This window comes from Desertibacillus haloalkaliphilus, assembly GCF_019039105.1.
Taxonomy (GTDB): Bacteria; Bacillota; Bacilli; order Bacillales; family KJ1-10-99; genus Desertibacillus; species Desertibacillus haloalkaliphilus.
Window position 1 is genome coordinate 1 of record NZ_JAHPIV010000432.1, and the last position, 360, is coordinate 360.

Genomic DNA, 360 nt, shown 5'->3' on the forward strand with positions numbered 1-360 from the left:
TTCTCTTCTCCTTTCTTTTCTCCCCTTTCTTCTCCCTTTCTTCTTTTCTCTCTTTCTTTTCTCTTTTCTCCTTCTCCTCCTCCCTCTTTTTCCTCCTTTCTCCCCTCCCCCTCCCCCCCCTTTTCTTTTTCCTCCCCTCCCCTTTCCCCTCCTTCTCCCCCCTTTCTTTTTCTCCCCCCCTCTTCTCTCTCTCCCCCCTCCTTCCTCTCCTTCTCTTTCCCTTCCCTTCCCTCTTTCTTCCCTTTTTTCTTCCCTTTTTTCCTTTTCTCCCCCTTCCCTCCTTCCCCTCCCCTCCCTCCCCTTTTTCTCCTCCTTTCCTTCTTTTCCCTCTTTTCCCCTCCCTTTTTCTCTCCTTCTTCC

Annotated in this window: 1 protein-coding gene; it reads right to left on the reverse strand. The window is 50.8% G+C overall.

Going from position 1 to position 360, the window contains the following annotated elements:
* Window positions 1-360 (reverse strand): hypothetical protein (locus KH400_RS30200; protein WP_217228487.1); only part of this gene is annotated, 360 nt, incomplete at both ends.